Source organism: Prosthecobacter sp. (assembly GCF_044373815.1).
Lineage (GTDB): Bacteria > Verrucomicrobiota > Verrucomicrobiia > Verrucomicrobiales > Verrucomicrobiaceae > Prosthecobacter.
This window is the reverse complement of record NZ_JBIPNG010000573.1, coordinates 1-3743: the sequence shown is the minus strand read 5'-3', so window position 1 is coordinate 3743 and position 3743 is coordinate 1. Positions and strand designations below refer to the sequence as shown.

Here is a 3743-nt window from a genome sequence, read left to right as displayed (position 1 = left end):
CTGGAAGTGCTGGCCGAGTGCCGCCACCCGGTGGTGCTGATCACGAAGAACCACCTCATCACGCGGGATGTGGATTTGCTGGCGGAGCTGGCGCGGCATTCCGCGACGGCGGTGTATATTTCGATCACGACGCTGGATTCCGAACTGGCCCGGAAGCTGGAGCCGCGTGCGTCATCGCCCAAGATGCGGCTGGAGGCGATCCGCCTGCTGCATGAGGCGGGCATACCCGTGGGCGTCTCCACCGCGCCGATCATCCCCGGGCTGAACGATTCGGAAATCCCCGCGCTCATTGAAGCCGCGCGCGCTGCGGGGGCGCAGTTCGCTGGATACACGGTGGTGCGACTGCCCTTTGCGGTGAAGGATGTGTTTCGTGCGTGGCTGGACCAGCATTTTCCTGGCATGCGGGACAAGATTCTCAGCCGCATCGAGGAGACGCAGGGGAAGACGATGTCTCACGGGGAGTTTGGCAAGCGGCTCAAGGGCATGGGTGTGTGGTCGGAGCAGATCGCGGCGATGTTTAAGGTGTCGATCAAACGCGCCGGCATGCTGCACCGGCGACCGGAGGTGAGTGCGGAGGCGTTTCGGCGGCCACGGGATGCGGGTGGGCAGATGGAGTTGTTTTGAGTGGGGGATGGGTGCTGATGAATGTGCAAGGGACGTGCGGATTTGGCGCAGAGGGGCGGAGGAGCAGAGATGAATGGCTCTTACTTAACGGGTGGAACGACAGCCAGCTAGGGCATGCATTCCCGAATTGTGCGTCGTGGGAGGATCGAATCCTTGGCGCGCGGACCTCCGAGTCCGCAGCGGGTCGCATTCACACAGCGGGGGTAGCTGCATGCAGAACATCGGAAGCACGAGGACTTCGGGAACGAAAGAGCGATGGCCGCAGGCGGGCCTCGGAATCTCGTGTGTTTGCGGCGTGCTGCGGACTCGGAGGTCCGCGCTCCTGGAGCGTTTTCTTCAGAGGAGCCCCGTGACTTAACGGGAGTCGTGAAAAAGATCGAAAGCGGGTCTTAGGTAAGTGCCATCCAGTACAGAGGTTATGAATTCTCTGTGACCTTTGACTTTTGCTTATCAGCGTCAAAGTTGAGCGGCTCATGTTGTTGAGTGATTGAGGCTTGTGATGCCCGCATGCCATCCTTGCCATTTTTGCCGGGGGCGCGTATTAAGTGGCGAATGCCTGACGTCGCCAAGCCAGCCCATGCACCGGCGGATAGAGCCTCTCCGGCTTTCTGTGCGCCGAATTTATCGAGCATTGAGGAGCACTACAAGCTGCTCAGCTGCCTGCTGGATTACATTCCTGACCGCATTTATTTCAAGGACAAGCAGGGGGCGTTTGTGCTGGTGAGCCGGTCCGAGGCCGAGTATCTCGGGGCGTGTGATCCGGCGGAGGTGATCGGTAAAACGGACTTCGATTACTTCGAGCCTGCACTGGCGCAGGCGGCGCTGGAGGATGAGCAGGAGCTGATGCGGCTGGGCAAATCCATCACCGGCAAGGAGGAGAAAAAGCGGCTGCTGGATGGACGCACGGGCTGGGCGCTGGTGACGAAGATCCCGCTGCGCGATGCGGATGGCGGCATCATCGGCACCTGCGGAATTTCGAAGGACATCACGGCGCTCAAGGAGACCGAAGAAGCGCTGTACAAGGCGAATGCGGCGCTGGCTTCGCAGAAGGCGCTGCTGGAGCAGTCCATGGCGGAGCTGCAGCAGACGAAGCTGGAACTGGTGCAGCAGCTGGCGCTGCGCGAGCGCGTGGAAGATGAACTGGTGCGAGCGAAGCGTGAGGCGGAGGAGGCCAGCAGCGGGCTGGGGCCCTTCTTTCAAGTGGCGCTGGACATGCTGTGCATCGCGGGGATGGACGGCTACTTCAAGCGCATCAATCCGGCCTTTTGCACCACGCTGGGCTACACGGAGAAAGAGATGCTGGGCCAGCCCTTCCTCGATTTTGTACATCCTGAGGACCAGCCGAAAACCGTGGAGGCGGTCGAGCGTCTGGAGGCGGGGCTGAACCTGGTCAATTTCATCAATCGCTACCAGCACAAGGACGGCGGCTACCTTTGGATCGAGTGGACTGCGGCGCCCAATGGCGGCCAGACGGCGATCTATGCGGCGGCGCGAAACATCACCCAGCGCATCCAGACGGAGGACGAGCTGCGCATGGCGCGTGCGGCGGCCGAGGCGGCGAACCAGGCGAAGAGCACCTTCCTCGCGAACATGAGCCACGAGATCCGCACGCCGATGAACGGGGTGCTGGGCATGACGGAGCTGCTGCTGAACACTCGCATGACCGGCGATCAGCGCGGTTACTTGAACCTGGTGCGGCAGTCGGCGGATTCGCTGATGACGGTGCTCAATGACATCCTGGATTTCTCCAAGATCGAGGCGGGCAAGATGGACCTGGACAGCCATGAGTTTGATCTGCGCGACTCCATTGGGGACACCCTGCAAACGCTCGCGGCACGCTCGGCGGAGAAGGACATTGAGCTGGCCTACCTGGTGAAGCCTGACGTGCCGGACTGCCTGATCGGCGACATCTGCCGCCTGAGGCAGATCATTTTGAATCTGGTAGGAAATGCCATCAAGTTCACACCGCGTGGTGAGATCGTGGTGGAACTGCGGGTGGAGAGCCGGACCGAGGATCGGGTGACCCTGCATGTGCAGGTGTCTGACACGGGCATCGGCATCGCCAAGGACAAGCAGGCGAATGTGTTTGAATCCTTCACGCAGGCGGAGAGCTCCACGACGCGTCGCTTCGGCGGCACCGGGCTGGGCCTGACCATTTCCAGGCAGCTGGTGGAGCTGATGCATGGGCGCATGTGGCTTGAGAGCGAGCCGGGCAAGGGCAGCGTCTTCCACTTCACCGCGCAGTTTGAGCTGGGCACCCAGAAGCCGAATGCCGCGCGCATGCTGCCCGACAAATTGCGCGACTTCCAGGTGCTGGTGGTGGATGACAATGCGACGAACCGCACGATCCTCGAAGAGATGCTCAAGACTTGGGAGCTGCGGCCGGTCCTTGCGGCCAGCGGTGCCGAGGCTTTGGATATTTTGGAGCAGGCGCAGGCGGAAGACACACCCATCCCGCTGGTGCTGCTGGACTACATGATGCCGGAGATGGATGGCGCGGAAGTTTGCCGCCAGATCCGGGAACGCTTTGGGGATGCCGCGCCGAAAATTCTGATCCTGTCTTCCGGTGGCAATCTGACCGCCGAGATCGGCGATGAAGATCTGGGCTATGAGCGCTGCCTGACCAAACCGGTGAAGCATTCGGATCTTTTTGACACGATCAGCCGCGTGATGGGCGGGCTGATGGCCGATGACAAAACGGGCGGCGCCTATGACATGCCGGGGCTGCAGAGCATGGCGCCGATGAAGCTGCTGCTCGCAGAGGATGGCCGGGTGAATCAGTTGGTGGCCATCAAGATGCTGGAGGATCGGGGGCATGAGGTCACGCTGGCCTGCAATGGGCGCGAAGCTTTGGAGCTGCTCGCCAGCCAGACTTTCGATGCGATCCTCATGGACATCCAGATGCCTGAGATGAACGGCTTTGAAGCGACGCTGGCCATCCGCGAAAGCGAGGCCGGCACCGACAGGCATGTGCCCATCATCGCCATGACGGCAAACGCCATGAAGGGTGACCGCGAGCAGTGCCTGGCGGCGGGGATGGATGACTACATCGCCAAGCCCATTCACTCGACGCAGCTTTATCCGCTGCTGGAAAAGTTTGCCAGCCTCAGCGAGAACCC

General features: G+C 61.4%; 2 protein-coding genes. Both read left to right on the top strand.

Annotated features, from left to right (window positions below; all coding sequences use genetic code 11):
- Positions 1 to 624, top strand: a 624-nt coding sequence (locus tag ACIREA_RS28430; RefSeq protein WP_397385699.1) for an SPL family radical SAM protein, incomplete at its 5' end; no start/stop codon positions are given.
- Positions 625 to 1176: 552 nt separating this feature from the next.
- Positions 1177 to 3743 (top strand): response regulator (locus tag ACIREA_RS28425; RefSeq protein ID WP_397385698.1); only part of this gene is annotated, 2567 nt, incomplete at its 3' end.